Consider the following 18,214-nt stretch of genomic DNA (forward strand, 5'->3'; position numbering starts at 1 on the left):
ACGATTTATATGGAAGGGGACGGATGAGTGAACATCGAGAGTTTATTTATTATCATTTTCATAATGATGATCAGTACTTCCATTTTTGCTTTATTGAAGTACAGCATCCTCTTTCAAGACATAAAGGCAGTTGTTGTTAATTCCGTTGCTGCTTCAGCAGTCATTTGGTTTATCATCATTTCTTTGACGGTTCAACTTGGGTTATTTGATTATTCCTTGCTGCTAGAGACGTGGTATGTAATTTTAAACCTGTTTGTCTTTACAATTCTGGCTTTCAGTCTTGTGTTCTATAACTTGAAAACGATCGAGCAGGAAAGAAATTCGATGGGTTATTTTATCTGCAGCATTATTTCGGGGGTTTTCCTCGTAGCTATCCAATGCAACTTTTATTTGGAGCTAACAGGTTTCGATACATATATCTTGAACAACACACTGCTTTTTGCAGTGCTTCATACGATTCTGACATTATTTTTGCTGACCAGGTTACTGCAGCAGGTCCGTTTCGATCAGCTCCATGCCCCTGAAAAAGTCAGGAATGTTTCCCTTGCTGCAGTGTCTCTGATTTGCGGGCATTCACTATTAGGCGCCTTGCTGACGGTTACAGCTGCATTCAATTTAACAGTGAATCGCGATTTATTCAATATCGAATATATCAGCGCCATTCTGCTTTTTGTCATGACTGTGGCTAAAGGGGAGCGGCAGTATCTTGACGAAAGAGGAAAGCTCAATTACATGGCGTACCATGATTCTCTTACGGGTTTATATAATCGTTCATATATACAGGATATCCTTGCAGAGAAGACTTCCGGCACTCAACCGTTCCGCCTTTTGCTTCTTGACCTGGACTACTTCAAACATATCAACGATACCCATGGCCACTTTTTTGGAGACGAAGTCCTTAAGCAAGTGGCTGTATCTATTAAAACCATGCTCGGGAGAAATGCCTTAGCAGGGAGGCTGGGCGGCGATGAGTTTGTAATCCTTTTTGACGAGCAGCAAAGTGACGATGAGGTAGAAAAGTTCTGCTCTTCCATACTTGATTATTTTTCCAGCCCCATCATCATTGATGGCCGACAAGTCACGATTACTGCTTCAATCGGGGTTTCAGCCTTTCCTGACAACGCACATACACCCGGTGAATTACTGGTAAAGGCTGATATCAGTATGTATAAAACCAAGGGTGACGGACGAAATTCTTTTACTATTTTCAATGATGATCTTGAGAAACAATTCAGGCAGGAAACCGCACTTCAAGCAGACTTGAGCAGAGCATTGCTGAATAGGGAGTTTGAAGTGTTTTATCAGCCAATGGTCAGCCTCAAAGAGAAAAAAGTGATAGGCTTTGAAGCGTTATTAAGGTGGAATCATCCTGAGAGAGGAATGGTCAACCCTGGAGAATTCATTCATATTGCTGAAGAAACAGGGTTGATTGTACCTATAGGCGAGTGGGTCGTCCATGAAGCATGCAGGCAGATTCACGAGTGGAATCAGCAGCTGAACAAGGTATATTCGATTTCCATCAATCTGTCCCTTAAACAATTTGCGAGAAAAGACATATACGAAGTGCTGACTGGGATTGTAAAAGAAACAGGGCTTCCCTCTTCCCTTGTTACGATTGAAATAACGGAATCAATGGCCATGACCAATACAGATCATACTCTTGCTGTTTTGAAGAAATTCAAGGCAAGCGGATTCGGGATTTCCATTGATGACTTTGGGACGGGTTACAGCTCTCTCAGTTATCTAAAAGACTTTTCCATCCATAGTATTAAGATTGACCGTTCATTCATTAAAAGTGTGACTGACAGCGGGAAAGATGACGCTATTGTCAAAGCAATCCTTTCCATCGCCGGCAACCTTGGCCTGGAAGTCGTTGCAGAGGGAGTCGAACTGCCCCAGCAGGAACATTTTCTGCTAAGTCAGCACTGCAATTACGCACAAGGATATCATTACAGCAAACCTTTGAACAGCAGGGACTTGCTTGAATATTTAGAGAAAAACAGCGGAGCATCTCCTGTTGACCCTGTTCCTATTTAAAGAAGGGTTAACAGACTGCGCCTGAGACCTTATTTAGTCCGATTGAATCGGACTATTTTTGTTTTTAAAAATTTCTTTAAAAAGTAATTTATTTTACTGTATAATGATAAAAGGAGGGATGATAATGGAAATACAGACTAAAAATAAATTTGACTTCGACTATTTTAGGAAGAACTTTGAAGCATTGCTGGAAAGATTCCACCTGACAGAAAATCTGGATTTTCAAAATGAATTATTAAACGAAATAAACAGTCTCCGTTTTGCCTTTGAAGCGGAGAAAAATCGTTTAACGCTGCGGCATGTGCAAAATTATCATGATAGTGAAGCGGAAAAAGAGTACAATAGTTTAATTTCTCAAGAAGCCAAATACCAGCATCTGGTTAAACGCTATTATGAGCTCCTGCTTTTGTCACCACATAAAAAGGAGCTGGAAAAGCGATGGGGAAGGCAGTTGTTTAGGATTGCTGAGTTGAAAGTCCAATCCTATAGTGATGAAATCCTTGAGGAAATCAAACTGGAAAACCGGCTGATGGGGGAGTATGGGAAGCTTCTCGGTACAGGAAAGGTGGTATTTCAGGGAGAGGAAATGGGGTTGTCCTTTTTGGCTCAGTATATGATGAGTGCAGACAGGGAAATTCGGAAGGCAGCATATGAAGCAAGGGCACGGTATTTTGCTGAAAATGAAGAAAGATTTGATGAAATTCTGGATGAGTTGATTAAAGTCAGAACACGAATAGCCTGTAAGCTCGGACGAAGCAATTTCATTGAACTCGGCTATGAGAGAATGAATCGTACAGATATCTCTCCTCGTGATATGGAGAGCTACCGGATACAAGTAAAGAGAGATGGTGTTCCGTTTGTATCGTCACTGAGAAAAATTCAAAAAGATAATTTGCGTGTTAATACTTTAAAATATTTTGACGATAAAATGACTTTCCTTGATGGCCCTCCGCCTTTGCGGATTAACCGAGGAGACTTCTTGGATAAAATGAAAGTCCTGTTCGCTGGACTATCCACTGAAACAGAAATGTTTTACGACAGTCTCATTAAGAAAGGAAACCATGATCTTTTGCCGCGTACAGGTAAAAGGGGTGGAGGTTATGCTACTTATTTGGGAGAAGGGAAGGAGCCATTCATTTTTGCCAACATTTCCGGAGTGTCCAATGATGTACGCCTGTTCACACACGAAGCAGGGCATGCTTTTCAATTTTTCATGAGCAGCGAAATGAATTGTCCGGAATATATGATCCCGGTTGATTCTGCTGAAATTTTCTCTTTTGCAATGGAACGTTTCGCATGGCCCTGGATGAAAGAATTTTTTGGTGAAGATGCCAACAAATATAAGTTCACACATCTTATAGAAGCTTTCATGTATATGCCCTTTGCAAGTGCCATTGATGAATTTGAACATTTTCTGTATGAAAACCCTGATGCCGGCATTAACGAAAGGAAACAAAAGTGGAGAGAGCTTGAAGGAATCTATCAACCTGAACTTGATTATGACGGAAATAAGTATTTAGAAGCAGGAGGAGGCTTTCATGGAATAGCCCATCTTTACTTTAGCCCGTTCTATTTCATTGATTACGATATAGCTCATATCCTCGCTGTCCAGCTATGGGAAAAATCACTTCGAGATCATGAATCAGCTTGGAAAACCTATCTGGAAATGTGCAAAGCGGGGGGAAGCCGGTCATTAAAAGAGCACATTGAGGCAGCTGGATTGAAGTCTCCATTTGAGGAAGATTCTTTATCTGAAGTCTTAATCAGAGTAAGAGGATGGATGGAAGAAGCTCTAAGCAGATACTAATATGTTAAAAAAGGGGAGCCTTCTCGTTTCCCTTAATACTTTGACCAAAGCCTGCCTAATTTAGATCTGGCAGCCTTTGGTCATGTTCTTTCCTTACAGTTAATAAAGGGGCTTTTTCCTCCGGGCTTAAAAGATTTCAGTTTTCTCTTTTGGACGCTCTAATTTCATGCGTTCAAGTTCTAATCTCAACTTTTCTGTTTCCATGACAAAGTTTTCTTGTTTGAGTTTTTCCAATTCCAGCTGCTCTTTCAGAAGGGACTGCTTGTACTTAGCACTTTTCTGGAAATGATCCGTTAATATGGCTATAATCGGGATAGAGAAAATCATGACAACTGTAACAATGGCTATCAGCATGATACCGCTCCTTTTTAAAATTTTTTTCGTATGTTTTGTTTAATAAGTATATTTTATCGAACTTGAAAGATAATTGTCTCGGTCTGGGGACCGAGCTTTCAGAACCGTAGGGAGGAAATGAATCTTGATGAAAATACTGGGCAGAGGCCTCATCACCATTTTAGTGTTATCAGGGGTAATATATTATATTGGCAACTACACAATGATTCACAAGGATCAGGTAATGTCGGTTCAAATCGAGCACAAAGAAGAGACCGAGGGCAAATACTACATTAAAGTCAACGATCAAAAGCTGCAGGTGAAAGATGAGAGTCTTTGGAATATCATGGACCTGGATACATCCTATGATATTCAATACGAATGGTACGGCGAAAAAGTTCCATATATTACGCAAATTTTTGTTCACGGGGAAGGAAACTTAAGTGAAGGCGGCCATTGAACCGGGTAAATGCTGTTTAGCCGGTTTTTTAATGGTTAAATTATGTGTCTCTTTTTTAAAGGGGAAAACGCCTCTAATAATGAATACAAACATAGCTTTTTAATATTATATAGTCGAAGAACGGGGAGAACGGGATGGCAAAAGGTAAAATCATTTTATTGAATGGTGTTTCCAGCTCAGGGAAGAGTACTTTATCGAGAGAATTAGTGGAGAAAATGCCTGAATATTTCCACCTCAGCGTGGATGATTTTGACGTAATTATAGAGAAGATGGAAGACAGGGACAAAGGACATTTAATCCCTGTACCGACAGAATACTTCTTCCACAGAAGCATTGCGATGTTTTCGGATAAGGGAGTTAATCTTGTTGTCGACCAAATTTTGCACGATGAAGATACCCTCATGGATTGTTATAAGACATTAAAGGACTACCCTGTTTTATTTGTTGGCGTCCATTGTCCGATTGAAGTATTGGAAGAAAGGGAGATGAAAAGGGGAGACAGAAGCATTGGACAGGCAAAAGGGCAGCTTTCATATGTCCACCGGCAAAATGAAGTTTATGATGTAGAGGTTGATACTTCCCTGGATGATCTAGAAACAATCCTGCAATTGATTAAGGAAAAGCAGGAGAATCTCGAAGAGGCAGCAGGATGGAAGAAAACAATCGGCGAATATTCTAGGATGAAACTTCGAACCCTGTAGGGGACTTGTTCATTCTCTATTAAATAATATTATTCTTTTCATTATAAATGGGTTGCGACATTGGCATACTTTAAGTAGTATAGAAAAAGTAGAAAAAGGCAAGTCATTTTGAAATGAGGGTTTACAATGGAAAAAGTTTCTATATATGGTTTAACAATAGATCAGCTTACCTCTTGGATTGTGGAAAATGGCGAAAAGAAATTCCGTGCTTCACAAATCTGGGACTGGTTATATAAAAAACGTGTAAAAAGTTTCTCGGAAATGAAAAATATCGGGACGAAATGTATCGACTTACTAGAAGAAAACTTCCATCTTGGAACGCTTCAAGAGGAAATCAAACAGGAATCTAAAGACGGTACAATCAAATTCCTTTTCAAGCTTCAGGACGGCAACCTGATTGAGACGGTTTTAATGAAATTCAACTATGGCTATTCCGTTTGTGTCACAACACAGGTTGGCTGTAATATCGGCTGTTCGTTCTGTGCGAGCGGTTTGTTGAGAAAGAACCGAGACCTATCAAGCGGTGAAATCGTTGAACAGATCATGAATGTCCAGCACCATCTGGATGCAAGAGGAAACGATGAAAGGGTCAGTCATATCGTCGTAATGGGAATTGGTGAGCCGTTCGACAACTATGATAACCTGATGGACTTCCTCCGCGTGGTAAATGACCAGAAAGGTCTCTCCATTGGAGCAAGGCATATCACTGTTTCAACAAGCGGGTTGGCGAATCGAATTTATGATTGGGCCGATGAGAACATTCAGGTGAACCTGGCTGTTTCACTGCATGCGCCAAATAATGAACTGCGCTCAAGGATTATGAAGATCAACAAGGCGTATCCTCTTGAAAAGCTTATGCCGGCAATTGATTATTATCTTGAAAAAACGAACCGAAGAATTACATTTGAATATATCCTGCTGCAAGATGTGAATGATCATAAAGAAGAAGCATTGCAACTGGCAAAACTTCTTAAGAATAAGAAGCATCTGTCTTACGTCAATCTGATTCCTTACAATCCTGTTGATGAACACGGCCAGTATCAGCGGAGCACGAAAGAAGCGATCGTTGAATTCTATGGCACCCTGTTGGACCAGGGTATCAACTGTGGTGTCCGTACAGAACATGGGACAGATATTGATGCGGCATGCGGACAATTACGAAGCAAACAAATCAAAAAAGATAAAGAAAAGGTCCGTTCCTAAGACCTTTTTGCCCGCGAGAGCCGGTACTTTAATCAGTACCGGCTCTTTTTGTGGTGAAAATCCCGGGAAGTTGGAGCTCGTGCGGCGAGCGGAATATACCATTTCCAAAACCACAATAATGACCCCCTTCGTATCCTTCATGATACTCCAAATCAAAAAAATCCCTGAAACTGGCAGGATGTTATATAATATCCATAAAACAAATAACAGAGGTGATTCTTATGAAGACGATTGGATTGATAGGCGGGATGAGCTGGGAATCTTCAGCCGAGTACTACAGATTCATCAATCAACGGGTGAAAGAAGAACTTGGTGGACTCCATTCGGCTAAGTGCATTTTATACAGTGTCGATTTTGAAGAAATTGAAAAATATCAATCAAATGGAGAATGGGAAAAAGCAGCCGAAGTTTTAGGAGCCGCTGCAGAGTCCCTGGAAAAAGCAGGGGCTGACTTTATTATTCTATGTACCAATACCATGCATAAAGTGATTGATCAAATTACCGGGCATATCGAAGTCCCTGTCCTTCATATAGCGGATGCTGCTGCTTCACAAATTAAAGAACAGGGCATAAAATCTGTTGGCCTGCTTGGAACCCAATACACTATGGAACAGGATTTTTATAAAGAACGCCTAAGAAGTAATGGGCTGAATGTGATTGTACCGGATGCTATGGAAAGAGAAAGAATTAACAACATCATTTTTGATGAGCTTTGTGTCGGAAAAATTGAGGACACATCCCGTGATTTTTTAAAAAGTGTGATACATTCATTGAAATCCATGGGAGCAGAAGGGATTGTTCTTGGCTGTACTGAAATTGGCCTGCTGATTAAAGAAAAAGACACCGACATCCCTGTTTTTGATACAGCCCGGATTCATGCTGAAGAGGCGGTGAAAAGAGCGATGGATTAAGGGTGAGAATAGGTGCCGGGAAAATCAGTTGTGATGGACACGGACACCTTGATTCCCTTTATTAATATTTATATCTTTCCTAAAAGCGTTGGATCTTTGGAGATGCCCGGATTCCCCGGGACCCAGTTCGCAGGTACCCCCTTCCCGGTTTGACGGCTGTACTGGATTCCTTGAAGAATTCTCAAAATTTCATAAACATTTCTTCCAACCTCCGAAGGATTGATCAACTTGGAAACAATAATGCCATCGGGGTCTATTATAATAGTGGCTCTAAAAGCGGCACCTGTCTTTTCGTTGAGGACCCTGTACGCCCTTGAAATTTCATGTGTTCTGTCACTGACAAGCGGGTACATCACCTTTGCTAGTGATGGGGATACTTCAGTAAAAACCTTATGAGCATAAACGCTGTCTGTGCTGATTGCCAGCAATTCAGCGTTTAACGACTGAAATCCAGGATAAATAGCAGCGACCGCTGCCAATTCAGTTGGTCAGACAAAAGTGAAATCACTTCCATAAAAAAACAGGACAACCCATTTCCCCTTTAGTTCATTCAGTGATATGGTACCGATTTTTTTGTCAGAGTTAAAATAAGCTTCTGCCGTAAACAAAGGAGCAGGGTCGTTGGTCTGGGCGCAAAAACTTTGTTTATTCATACTGAAGTCCATTTCCTCACCTCTTTTCTATACGATAAGATAAATATATTCATAAAATCGAAATTTATTAGATTGGCTGACGAGCAATTATAAACAGAATATCCAGTAAAAATGGATTAAAGTGAAACTTTTTTATAAGATGACTCGTTATCTTATATAGAGCCGTGTTGCGGCCCGGAAATCACAAAAATTTATAATTGAGCGTGAAAACAAATGAATGTATTTTTACTTATTGCCATATGTCTCCTTTCTTATGGATTTGGTGGCCTGAATGGTGCTTACTATTTAACAGAATATTATTTGAAGGATGACATCCGCCGGTATGGAAGCGGAAATGTCGGAGCTACAAATGCGGGGAGGGTACTTGGCAAAAAAGGGTTCATCTTTACTGTTCTTATTGATGTTGCAAAGGTAGCAGCCGCATTGTCAATCACTTTCTGGATGTCCGAAAAGGAACCCCTCCCTATGGCATTGAGTTCCTTTTTTCTGCTCGCAGGGCACCTATTCCCTCTACAGCTTGGGTTCCGGGGAGGGAAAGGGGTTGTAGTATTTCTTGCGGTATCCCTTTTCTTAGTTCCTTTGAGCATTCTGATATTGGGTGCTGTAATGGGTATTTCTTTTTGGCTGTTAAGAGATTTCAAGAAAGCTGGATTGATATCTATGCTTTCTATTCCTCTGACGGCTTACTTAGTAAATCAGCCTGCAGAATATACCGGTACATTGCTGATCATGCTTATTGTTGTTCTGCTGGCACATAAACGTACACCACCGCCCCAACTTCGCCAGGGACACCATTAGGAGGTTATGAGAATGGGCACAACAGATTCCCTTTATTATAAAATTGCAGATGAGCCTGAAGAATTTAAACAGATCCATAGAATGAATTATCAAACGTTTGTTGATGAGATCCCTCAGCATGGAGCGAATGAAGAACATATCCTTGTTGACCGGTTTCATAGTGAGAATACATATGTCATAGCGAAGAAAGAAAATGAACTGGTAGGGATGATAGCGGTAAGGGGACAACGCCCTTTTTCTCTTGATCAAAAGCTCCCCGGGATCGATAGCTACTTGCCTGAGGGAAGTGTTCCTTGTGAAATACGGCTGCTGTCCGTGCAAAAAAAATTCCGAAGCAGTACTGTGTTTTATAAGCTGGTTGAGATGGCTGTAACCCATATTTTGAAGCAGGGATACAACACCGCCCTAATTTCAGGGACTGTCCGGCAATTAAGGTTATATAAACGAATCGGCTTTGAACCTTTTGGACCTTTGGTGGGTGAAAGCGAAGCAAGTTTTCAGCCAATGTATCTTACAAAAGAAAAATTCAAGGTCAGTACAAAAGCCTTTAACAGAGTGATGATCAGACAGTCATCCAATATGGGACCGATCAATTTCTTGCCAGGCCCTGTTCCTGTTCACAGAAAAGTCGAGGAAGCGTTCTCGCAGGGGGCGGTGTCTCATCGTTCGAAAGAATTCTTAAAGCAGATAGATAGTGTGAAAGGTAAGCTGAAGAATCTTACTGGCGCCAATCATGTTCAAGTAATTGTCGGTACCGGCACATTATCTAATGACCTTGTTGCTGCCCAGCTGAAGAAGGGCGGAGGAAGAGGGCTGATTTTGGCAAATGGGGAATTCGGCTTCCGCCTCATTGATCACGCAAGAAGGATGGGTCTGTTCTTTGATACCATTGAAAAGGAATGGAATGAGGCAATTTCAATCGAAGAAGTTGATCAGTTTTTAAGAAACAACAAGGATATCAGTTGGTTATGGACAGTTCATTGTGAAACGTCAACAGGGTATCTGTATAATTTAACTGAACTGGAAAAGGTATGCGATAAAAACGGGGTGAATGTATGCGTTGATGCCTGCAGTTCTGCCGGAGTGGTACCATTGGATTTAGGCAGCATCTATCTGGCGACAACCGTCAGCGGTAAGGCTTTGGGGTCTTATCCGGGCCTTGCTATCGTTTTTCATCGTGACCCTGTGGAACCTGACAGGAGACTTCCACGATATTTAGATTTGGGTATGTATCAGAACAACGGGAGTGTTCCTTATACTCATTCCTCAAATCTGGTATCTGCACTCCTGGCAGCCTTGAATGCTTTAGATTCTCAAAAAGGTTTAACACTTTATAATAAAGTGAAAAGTGTTCTTACCAGAGAGGGAATCGATTTCTTTGCTGGTGATTCCTATTCACCAGGTATCCTTACAGTTCCCCTCAGCAAGAGCTGTTCTTCCAAGGAATTTGGTGACAAGCTTAAATCGAGAAATATTTTCTTAAGTTATGAGAGTGATTATCTAGTAGAAAGGAATTGGGTGCAGTTGGCATTGATGGGTGACTACCAAATGAGTGAAGTGATGGGTGCGATGGATGTATTTATTGAAGAATATAATAAGGCAAAAGTAAGCATAGAAACAGTTCGATGAAGTTTAAAGAAACAATTCCTGCCCAAAAATTAACTTCACTCAGTCTTATTATAATTACGATTATAGCGCTATGGATAAAAACAGTTTTTGTTTTATTTTTAGGGTTTGATTTGAAAATTGTATCAGCAGCGGAGATACCAGCGGTCCTGCTCAGTCCTGCAGGATCGTTGATTTTGCTTTTTGGATTCAGTTTCTATTTCAGCAGGACCTTCAAGCCTTTAGTATTTTGGACTGCATGGCTGGTAGCGAATGCCTTATTGTATGGTGATTTATTGTATTATCGGTTCTATACTGATTTTGTAACCCTCCCTATCCTTTTTCAGTTTGATAATGTTGGAGGACTTGGTCCAAGTACCTTGGAACTGATGAGTCCCTGGGATCTATTGCTCTTTATTGATCTGCTCATCATCCCCTGGTTATTGAAGAAGAGAACGAACAAGGGCGCAGTGATCAAAACCAAACAGAAAATCTGGTATGCATCAGCAGGCCTGGTCCTGGTCCTTGTTACAGTCGGTTACGGCTTGATACGTTCCCCGTATCTATTTTCAGCATCTTATGATCGGGATGGCCTGGTGAAAGCGGTGGGGCCTTATAATTATCATCTCTATGACTTTGCTCTGGGTGCCGTTACCCCTCTAAACCGTACATTAGCATCGCAAGCGGATGCAGTGCCTTCTGAAGATTATCTGAAGAATAAAAAGGATAAGACTACAGATTTGTTTGGGATAGCCAAAGGAAAAAATGTAGTGCTCATCAGCATGGAATCCACTCAGAATTTTGTCATAGACAGGAAAGTAGACGGAGAAGAGATTACACCGTTTTTGAATGACTTAATCGAAGACAGTTTCTATTTCAGTAATATTTATGATCAAACTGCACAGGGAAAGACTTCTGATTCAGAATTCATGATAGATACGGGATTATATCCATTAGCCAGTGGTTCCGTATTTGTCCAAAAGCCGGAAAATAAGTATTACGGCCTGCCTCATATTCTCAAGGAGGAAAAGTATTATGCTTCCGTTTTTCACGGCAATGAAAGAACCTTCTGGAATCGTGAAAACATGTACAAGGCACTCGGCTATGATCACTATTACTCCAAAAGGGATTATAACGTAACAGAAGAAAACTCGGTCAACTATGGAATAAAAGATATTGAATTTTTTGAACAAACTGCGGAAAAGCTGGAAGAACTGCCGCAGCCTTTCTACTCCAGGCTCATCACCCTGACAAATCATTTTCCGTTTTTGCTGGATGATGAAGATAAAATGATTGAAGAAGCCAATACTAATGTGGAGGTTGTCAATCGATACATCACTACTGTCCGGTACCAAGATGAGGCTATCAGGAATTTGTTTGAAGACTTGAAGGAAAAAGGGTTATATGAAGATACCATGTTCGTACTCTATGGGGATCATTATGGCATTTCTGAAAAGTATGAAGAAGGAGTCTTCGAGATGACGGGTAAAGAGGCTTCCCCCGTAAATCATGTGGCCATGCAGCAGGTGCCCCTGATTATTCATATTCCAGGGGTGGAAGGAGAAACAATCAGTACGATTGGCGGTGAAATAGATATCCGTCCAACCATTCTGCATTTATTGGGGATCAAGACAGAAAATAAACTATCTTTTGGGCACGTCCTTTTCACGAGGAATGAAGAACATCCTGTCATGTTCCGTGACGGCAGTTTTGTCACAAAGGAATACACCTTTAATGATGGGGTTTGTTACAACAATTCCAGTGAAGAGATCTCACCTGCAAGCTGCATCCCTTATCAGGAGACAGTGAGAAAAGAGTTGAAATTGTCAGATGGCATTATTTATGGTGATCTTTTACGGTTTCTAAAATAGCTTGCCTAAAACCTTTTGCAGTAATGTAAAAGGTTTTTTTCTATTGGAAGCTGTTTGCCGGTCTGTACAATTTTGCATTCTATTTCATCTTTTTAAAACATAAAATGTACAAGCTGTTTTGAAAAAGGTGGAGAGGCACTTGAGTATCAGTATTCTTTTTGGTTATATCTTGTTGGGGCTTACACTTGCTGCGCCAATCGGGCCAGTAAATTCAGCGAGACTGGACAAGGGTATCAAGAACGGTTTCTGGCATGCATGGGTCGTTGGAGCGGGTTCCATGATAGCTGACGCGATCTTCATGCTTTTAGTATATGTCGGGATGGTCCAGTTCCTGGATATTCCGGCTGTTCAAATTTTTCTCTGGCTGTTCGGAGGATTTATTTTAATCTATTCCGGAATAGAAAGTATGACTACGATGAAATCGTTCTCCTTTGAGGATGCAAGGAAGAGGGATTCATTGACCAAATGTTTTTTTACTGGATTCATTATGTCGATATCAAGTCCGCTTTCGATTCTCTTTTGGCTGGGGATTTATGGATCTATATTAGCAAAGACAGCTTCTGAAAACGGAACAGGAGATCTTTTAATCTACAGCAGCATGATTTTCCTGGGTTTGACCCTGTGGGATATCTTTGTGGCTCTGTTGACCACTTCTTTAAGAAGATATTTTCATTCAAATATCCTGGTCAGTATATCTATCCTTTCAGGAATATCCTTGATTGGGTTTGGAGTATATTTCGGGTATCAAGGACTCATTTCATTAATTCAATAAATTTTTTCTGCAGTATGAAGTGTTTTCCTTTCATATCTTCCGGGAACCTGTTATGATTAAGATGAATTATTTTTGTTCGGCATGTAAGCAAGGAATGAAATTGTTCATCCTGAATACCGCTGAGAGCAAGGATAGTATTAATACGTGTGAAACGCACTAGGAGGCAACAAACATGGAAAAAGGTACAGTTAAATGGTTTAACGCAGAAAAAGGTTTCGGATTCATCGAAGTAGAAGGTGGAGAAGATGTATTCGTTCATTTCTCAGCTATTCAAGGTGAAGGTTTCAAAACTCTTGACGAAGGTCAAACAGTAACATTTGACATCGAGCAAGGTCAACGCGGACCTCAAGCTGCAAACGTAAATAAAGCGTAAGCAGAATATATTAAATTACTTTTAAGCCGGCAGGGGTCATCTGCTGGCTTTTTCTATTATAAAGATAGAAGAATAAATTCAAATATGGCGGGTATAAATGATATATTCATTAAATTTTGCAGAAATAAAATGTTGTTCATTGCTTTAAAAATAAGAATTTCCTCGATGGTATCCATAGAGGTATTATTATGTACATGGTGGAAAAGGATATGAAGGAGACAGAAGGCGACGAAGAAATCCTTCAGCCGATGTTTGTTTTAACGATGACACAGATAAGCCAGTTCCGGTCAAGTTGATAGGAACTTGAAATTATGAGCAAAAGAGAAATTCAAATGATGGATACCATCATTTATTCAGGATGAAAAAGGAGGAAGTAAAATGGGTGAACTATGGAAGCTGCTAAAGCAAGGGAATAAATCGGCGTTCTTGGCTGCAATCATAAATGCTGTTATTGCAGCGGTGAAGGGGGTTGCATATGCGTTTACCGGAAATGTAGCGATGTTCGCCGAAACATTACATAGTGTAGGGGATGCAGCTAACCAGTTTTTCGTATTCATCGGGTCGGCTTTAAGTAAGAAATCACCTACACCGCGATTTCCCAATGGGTTTGGAAGACTTGTTAACCTTGTATTGCTGGCGGCGGTTCTTGTCGTCGGCATTATGGCATATGAAACTATAATCGAAGGTTACCAACATATTTTGCATCCAACCGAATCTCAAGGATTCCTCATCAGTGTGGGTGTTCTATCGTTAGCTGTTATTCTTGAGGCCTTTGTTCTGTTTAAAGCCATGAAGGAAACGCTTCACGAAGTTGGCATCGAAGCCAAAGGATTCAGTATTGTGACCCAGAGTGTAGCGAATGTTAACAAAGCCAAGGCCGCGACGAAGCTGGTATTTTTAGAAGATACAGTGGCAACTGGCGGAGGTCTATTAGCTCTGATTGCCATCATCATTTCTCATTATACTCCTTACCATCAGGCAGAAGGGATTGCTTCCATCATAATTGGGATCCTGATGTTCATTGTTGTCGGCAAAACCTTCCTGGATAATGCAGCTGGGGTTTTAGGCGAGGCAGACCTGGCAATGAGAAGTGTGATTGGGGAAATTGCATTCAAAGATCCTGGAGTAAAGGATGTTCAGGAAGTTGCAGTATTGAAAGAAGGCGATGAATATCATGTGGAACTTGTTGTCGAAGTTGATCCATCCATAACTGTGGCAGAAGCTGATGATATAAAAGACCGCCTGGAAGACAGGATATTAAGAGAAAATGGGGTAACGGATGTTATCGTCGAATTCGATGAAGATGATAAGTATTCGAAGTGGAAAGAAATTGAAGAAAAGAATAAAGAAGAATGATTAGCTGCCTAATATGGGCAGTTTTTTTATGAGGCAAAAAATGGACCAATAAAATCAAAAAGAAATCATGAGGAATTACTGGGATTGATATATCGAATTTTAATGTTTTTGTAAAAATTGAAACTTTTGGGCCTCCATCCTCGTATACATACTATACCCTCTAAAGAAGATCTCTAGAGGGGAAGAAAGAGGAGAGGGGTAAAAAATTATGCAATTATTTGGCGTGCTTATTATCTTGATTCCTATACTGGTTGTTGCAGCCATTGCAGGGATTGCTTATTTCTTTTGGGTGAGGTTCCGTTATCGTACAGCCAAGTCCAATCAGGCTTTAATCATAACAGGCCCAAGACTTGGCGACCCTGAAAAAGAATCTAATATTTTCACGGATGATGAAGGAAGATCGATGAAAATCATCAGAGGCGGCGGTTACCGTTTAAGAAGATTCCAGACTTCGACACCTGTTAACCTGACCTCGTTTCAGTTGAAGCTTTCCACCCCGCGTGTTTATACGAACGGGGGAGTACCGATTGTTGCAGATGCAGTGGCAATGGTGAAGGTAGCGGATACGCTTAACGGAATTGCCAATTATGCTGAACAGTTTCTTGGGAAGGATCAGAATGAAATCGAAGAAGAAATCATTGAAGTACTCGGGAGTAACCTGAGAGCCATTCTTTCAAAGATGACTGTTGAAGATATCAACAGCGACCGGGAGAAATTCAATGCTGATGTGGCTGAAGTTGCCCAAAAGCAATTGGACCTAATGGGCTTTAAAATTACTTCACTTGGATTAACAGACTTAAGGGATGCTGACGAAGAAAATGGATACTTAGAAAACCTTGGACGTCCACGGATTGCGGAAGTCCGTAAACTTGCTGAAATTGCGGAGGCAGAAAACGAACGGGAAACAAGAATTCACAGGGCGCAGACTGATCAGCAGGCGAAAGAAGAAGAATACAAGCGTCAGATATCTATAGCTGAAAGTAAAAAGGAAAAGGATATCAAAGATGCAGCCTTCAAGGAAGAAACCGAGAGAGCGCGTGCAAAATCCGAGCAGTCTTATGAGCTTGAGAAAGCTAAACTGGCCAAAGAGGTTAAAGAAGAAGAATTGACCTTGAAATTCCTTGAACGCGAACGTGCTGTAAAGCTTGAAGAAGAAGAGAGCAAAGTGCGTAAGACAAAAGCAGATGCTGAATACTATGAAACGACCAGAAAAGCGGAAGCAGAAGCACGCCGATCCGAAATTGACGGGGAAGCCAAAGCCAAGATCCGCCGTGAAGAAGGTTCCGCTGAAGCAGATGTTATCCGTGAACGCGGTAAAGCGGAAGCAGAAGCCCGTAAATTGCTGGCTGAAGCCATGGAGAAACATGGTGATGTCATTATCACTGAAAAATTGATTGAAATGCTGCCGTTATTTGCAGAGAAGATTGCCCAGCCGTTAAATAATATCGATTCTGTCAAAATCATCGATTCGGGTAATGGGAACGGCATTCCTTCATTCGGAAAGAGCATTACCAAGACAATGGTGGATATGCAGGAACCATTGAAAGAAATGACGGGAATTGATGTTGGCGAACTGCTAAAATCTTATGCATCAAGAGGAAACACACAAAGGGAAGAGCAGGCGCCAAGGCCAGCACAAACGGCACTTGCAGATCCTCCTGAACAGAATGAAGAGTCAGATCTTCCTGCAGACGAAGTTCAAAAAGGAAATCAATAGTTTTAAAGAAGGAAAAGCGTATCCCGGTGTGGATACGCTTTTTAAAATGACCTATATATTTACTATGTTAAAATAAAAGATAGATTGCGATTAAAGGGAGTGGATCATGGAATTTCTAATAGAAAGCACCAGGTTAAAGAATTCTCTGAATAGTATTGGTAGAGTGATATCTGGAAATCCCGCGGTTCCTGTTTTGGGTGGAGTGAAAATGGAAGCTGCCCGGAATCGTTTGGTTATGACAGGAGGAGATTCTGATATCAGTATTGTTAAAAAAATTGATCTGCAAGAGGCAGAGGCTGGCGAAATCATTGAATCTGGTACACTCGTTGTTCCAATTAAGTACTTTCATGATCTAATCAAAAAAATGCCTAATGAATCACAGATTAAAATAAAGAAAATTAATAAGCAGATAAAGATAACCTGTGAAGAAATAGAGACAACTATAAACATCTTGAATGAGGAAGAATACCCCGCCCTCCCTTCGGTCCCGGCCAACGGCGGAGTCAGGATAAAAGGAAGCCTCCTGATGGAAATGATCAAGGAAACACAGTTTGCTGTTTCAAAATCAGATTCACGGGCAGTTCTGACAGGAGTTAACTGGCTTTTCTCCGAGAACCAGCTGACTTTGATTGCAACAAACTCACAGAGGATGGCACTAAGGAAGACAGCATTGGAAACGTCATTACAGGTTCATTTATTATTCCTGTAAAGGCAATGTCTGAGCTGGTAAACTCCATCAACAAGCATGAATTCATACATGTTTATCCCGGGTCAAACCTGTTCATCTTTGAATCGGATGATTCGTTTCTCTATAGCCGGCTTATAACAGGCAATTATCCTGATATAACCAAAATCATCCCTGAGGAATTCATGACGGAAGTGGTTGCATCCCGCAGCAAACTTCTTCAAAGTATCGAGCGTGCGAATTTGCTGGCTTCACAATGGAAGCATAACAATGTTTCCTTTTCACTAACAAATGAGAGTAAAATTCAATTGAAGTCCACTGCTTCAGAGATTGGACAGATTACTGAAAAACTGGCATTCCTGGAAGTAAAGGGAGACACGAGTGTGAAAATTTCCTTTGATGGAAAGTTCTTTGCAGAAGCACTGAAGTCAATGAGTGAGGAATTAGTATCACTCAGTTTTGGCGGCAGTTTGAAACCTATTATCATAAAGCCCTATAATAAGAAATCCACCATACATTTGATTTCGCCGGTGAGAGCTTCTTAGGCAGGCTTTCAAAGTAAGCCTCAAGTCTATGTGTTATTCCGAGGACCATAACTATGAAACACTTTGCTGACCATAACTAATGGTCAGTTTTTTTTTAATAAGCTGTAATCTTATAGATTGCTCTGTTTCAGACGTTCTTCGGCGTTTGAGACGAAAGGTTGATTGGAGTGTAAGGTGGGGGACCTCCTGCGGGTCTAGCGGGACAGGTGAGACCCCGCAGGCGAAGCCGAGGAGGCTCACCGCCCGCCCCGCGGAGTCACACACCTGGAACGGAAATCAACTAACTCATCCAACTAGCTGCATTCGAAACGAAATGAGCCATTAATAAAAAGTAAAATGAACCATTTTTAGATGTTTGACTTCATCCATAAAAGGATAATTAGCAAC

Annotated in this window: 17 protein-coding genes; 15 read left to right on the forward strand and 2 right to left on the reverse strand. The window is 41.0% G+C overall.

Translation table 11 applies throughout. The features are described from left to right. Positions 1-27: 27 nt before the first annotated feature. Positions 28-2,037, forward strand: coding sequence for a putative bifunctional diguanylate cyclase/phosphodiesterase (locus ACOJQI_RS08875; RefSeq protein ID WP_421384865.1), 2,010 nt, complete (start codon positions 28-30; stop codon positions 2,035-2,037). A 124-nt stretch (positions 2,038-2,161) separates the two neighbouring features. Beyond that, positions 2,162-3,844, forward strand: a complete 1,683-nt coding sequence (locus tag ACOJQI_RS08880; protein WP_421384866.1) for a M3 family oligoendopeptidase — start codon at positions 2,162-2,164, stop codon at positions 3,842-3,844. A gap of 126 nt (positions 3,845-3,970) precedes the next feature. Here the strand turns inward: ACOJQI_RS08880 and ACOJQI_RS08885 are convergent, their stop codons facing one another. Beyond that, positions 3,971-4,198 carry a hypothetical protein gene (locus ACOJQI_RS08885; RefSeq protein ID WP_421384867.1) on the reverse strand — a complete coding sequence of 76 codons (228 nt, stop codon included), beginning with the start codon at positions 4,196-4,198 and terminating at the stop codon, positions 3,971-3,973. 124 nt (positions 4,199-4,322) lie between these two features. Between ACOJQI_RS08885 and ACOJQI_RS08890 the strand changes: the two genes are divergently transcribed. The 4 genes from ACOJQI_RS08890 to ACOJQI_RS08905 all read left to right on the forward strand — a co-directional run bounded on the left by ACOJQI_RS08890 (position 4,323) and on the right by ACOJQI_RS08905 (position 7,452). Further along, positions 4,323-4,637 (forward strand): hypothetical protein, encoded by a 315-nt coding sequence (locus ACOJQI_RS08890; protein ID WP_421384868.1) that lies wholly within the window; start codon positions 4,323-4,325, stop codon positions 4,635-4,637. Positions 4,638-4,771: 134 nt separating this feature from the next. Then, the gene (locus tag ACOJQI_RS08895; protein ID WP_421384869.1) at positions 4,772-5,338 is read left to right on the forward strand and encodes a chloramphenicol phosphotransferase CPT family protein; all 567 of its coding nucleotides are present in this window, start codon (positions 4,772-4,774) and stop codon (positions 5,336-5,338) included. Positions 5,339-5,464: 126 nt separating this feature from the next. After that, positions 5,465-6,541: a 23S rRNA (adenine(2503)-C(2))-methyltransferase RlmN gene (gene rlmN, locus ACOJQI_RS08900; protein ID WP_421384870.1), complete on the forward strand. Its 1,077-nt coding sequence runs from the start codon at positions 5,465-5,467 to the stop codon at positions 6,539-6,541. A gap of 221 nt (positions 6,542-6,762) precedes the next feature. Next, positions 6,763-7,452: an aspartate/glutamate racemase family protein gene (locus ACOJQI_RS08905; protein ID WP_421384871.1), complete on the forward strand. Its 690-nt coding sequence runs from the start codon at positions 6,763-6,765 to the stop codon at positions 7,450-7,452. Between the two features lie 68 nt (positions 7,453-7,520). Here ACOJQI_RS08905 and ACOJQI_RS08910 read toward each other — a convergent pair whose 3' ends face one another. Continuing rightward, entirely contained in the window at positions 7,521-8,117 is a 597-nt protein-coding gene (locus tag ACOJQI_RS08910) for a peroxiredoxin (RefSeq protein WP_421384872.1), read from the reverse strand. Positions 8,118-8,318: 201 nt separating this feature from the next. On the opposite strand from ACOJQI_RS08910, the gene ACOJQI_RS08915 reads away from it, so the two are divergent. The 9 genes from ACOJQI_RS08915 (at position 8,319) to ACOJQI_RS08955 (ending at position 17,827) form a co-directional block, all read left to right on the forward strand. Beyond that, entirely contained in the window at positions 8,319-8,903 is a 585-nt protein-coding gene (locus ACOJQI_RS08915) for a glycerol-3-phosphate acyltransferase (RefSeq protein WP_421384873.1), read from the forward strand. A gap of 12 nt (positions 8,904-8,915) precedes the next feature. Continuing rightward, positions 8,916-10,532, forward strand: a complete 1,617-nt coding sequence (locus tag ACOJQI_RS08920) for an aminotransferase class V-fold PLP-dependent enzyme (RefSeq protein WP_421384874.1) — start codon at positions 8,916-8,918, stop codon at positions 10,530-10,532. 110 nt (positions 10,533-10,642) lie between these two features. Further along, positions 10,643-12,379 carry an LTA synthase family protein gene (locus ACOJQI_RS08925; RefSeq protein WP_421384875.1) on the forward strand — a complete coding sequence of 579 codons (1,737 nt, stop codon included), beginning with the start codon at positions 10,643-10,645 and terminating at the stop codon, positions 12,377-12,379. A gap of 139 nt (positions 12,380-12,518) precedes the next feature. Beyond that, a complete protein-coding gene (locus ACOJQI_RS08930; protein ID WP_421384876.1) occupies positions 12,519-13,151 on the forward strand; it encodes a LysE family transporter in 633 nt (210 codons plus the stop codon). A 172-nt stretch (positions 13,152-13,323) separates the two neighbouring features. Beyond that, the gene (locus tag ACOJQI_RS08935; protein WP_421384877.1) at positions 13,324-13,524 is read left to right on the forward strand and encodes a cold-shock protein; all 201 of its coding nucleotides are present in this window, start codon (positions 13,324-13,326) and stop codon (positions 13,522-13,524) included. A gap of 378 nt (positions 13,525-13,902) precedes the next feature. Then, positions 13,903-14,880, forward strand: coding sequence for a cation diffusion facilitator family transporter (locus ACOJQI_RS08940; protein ID WP_421384878.1), 978 nt, complete (start codon positions 13,903-13,905; stop codon positions 14,878-14,880). A gap of 208 nt (positions 14,881-15,088) precedes the next feature. Then, positions 15,089-16,597, forward strand: a complete 1,509-nt coding sequence (locus ACOJQI_RS08945; RefSeq protein WP_421384879.1) for a flotillin family protein — start codon at positions 15,089-15,091, stop codon at positions 16,595-16,597. A gap of 106 nt (positions 16,598-16,703) precedes the next feature. After that, positions 16,704-17,306, forward strand: a complete 603-nt coding sequence (gene dnaN, locus ACOJQI_RS08950) for a DNA polymerase III subunit beta (RefSeq protein WP_421384880.1) — start codon at positions 16,704-16,706, stop codon at positions 17,304-17,306. Between the two features lie 5 nt (positions 17,307-17,311). After that, positions 17,312-17,827: a hypothetical protein gene (locus ACOJQI_RS08955; protein WP_421384881.1), complete on the forward strand. Its 516-nt coding sequence runs from the start codon at positions 17,312-17,314 to the stop codon at positions 17,825-17,827. Positions 17,828-18,214 lie beyond the last annotated feature (387 nt).

The sequence above is a fragment of the Bacillus salacetis genome, from assembly GCF_049177075.1.
GTDB classification, from domain to species: domain Bacteria; phylum Bacillota; class Bacilli; order Bacillales; family Bacillaceae_B; genus Rossellomorea; species Rossellomorea salacetis_A.

Bases quoted from the DNA above. Each gene is read 5' to 3' on its own strand.
- ACOJQI_RS08880 (WP_421384866.1), top strand. From the start codon at position 2,162: ATGGAAATACAGACTAAAAATAAATTTGACTTCGACTATTTTAGGAAG.
- ACOJQI_RS08885 (WP_421384867.1), bottom strand. From the start codon at position 4,198: ATGCTGATAGCCATTGTTACAGTTGTCATGATTTTCTCTATCCCGATT.
- ACOJQI_RS08895 (WP_421384869.1), top strand. From the start codon at position 4,772: ATGGCAAAAGGTAAAATCATTTTATTGAATGGTGTTTCCAGCTCAGGG.
- rlmN (WP_421384870.1), top strand. From the start codon at position 5,465: ATGGAAAAAGTTTCTATATATGGTTTAACAATAGATCAGCTTACCTCT.
- ACOJQI_RS08905 (WP_421384871.1), top strand. From the start codon at position 6,763: ATGAAGACGATTGGATTGATAGGCGGGATGAGCTGGGAATCTTCAGCC.
- ACOJQI_RS08915 (WP_421384873.1), top strand. From the start codon at position 8,319: ATGAATGTATTTTTACTTATTGCCATATGTCTCCTTTCTTATGGATTT.
- ACOJQI_RS08920 (WP_421384874.1), top strand. From the start codon at position 8,916: ATGGGCACAACAGATTCCCTTTATTATAAAATTGCAGATGAGCCTGAA.
- ACOJQI_RS08935 (WP_421384877.1), top strand. From the start codon at position 13,324: ATGGAAAAAGGTACAGTTAAATGGTTTAACGCAGAAAAAGGTTTCGGA.
- ACOJQI_RS08940 (WP_421384878.1), top strand. From the start codon at position 13,903: ATGGGTGAACTATGGAAGCTGCTAAAGCAAGGGAATAAATCGGCGTTC.
- ACOJQI_RS08945 (WP_421384879.1), top strand. From the start codon at position 15,089: ATGCAATTATTTGGCGTGCTTATTATCTTGATTCCTATACTGGTTGTT.
- dnaN (WP_421384880.1), top strand. From the start codon at position 16,704: ATGGAATTTCTAATAGAAAGCACCAGGTTAAAGAATTCTCTGAATAGT.
- ACOJQI_RS08955 (WP_421384881.1), top strand. From the start codon at position 17,312: ATGTCTGAGCTGGTAAACTCCATCAACAAGCATGAATTCATACATGTT.